We start from the raw sequence: 234 nt of genomic DNA, 5'->3' as shown, positions 1-234 counted from the left end.
TGTTACTGTTGAGTTTGGCTCTGCTTTACCTGTGATTGTTGTATCATCGCTTGTCACTGGATTCACTGATGGTACTGTTGGTGCTGTTGTGTCCGTTACTACTGTTGTTGTTGGTTGTGATTCATTACCGTCTTTATCTGTTGAAGTAACTGGTAATGATTCTCCGCCTTTTAGATCTTCGTTGGCAGGAATATCGATGACATAATTGCCGTTATCATCTGTTTTACCTGTTGC

General features: G+C 41.0%; 1 protein-coding gene. It reads right to left on the bottom strand.

Annotation, left to right across the window (positions count from 1 at the left end; genetic code table 11):
* Positions 1–234 (bottom strand): Ig-like domain-containing protein (locus AC2D8K_RS12650; RefSeq protein WP_484698835.1); only part of this gene is annotated, 234 nt, incomplete at both ends.

The organism is Staphylococcus sp. 510 (assembly GCF_057219715.1).
The sequence above is the reverse complement of the archived record's forward strand: the minus strand, read 5'-3'. Positions and strand labels throughout refer to the sequence as shown.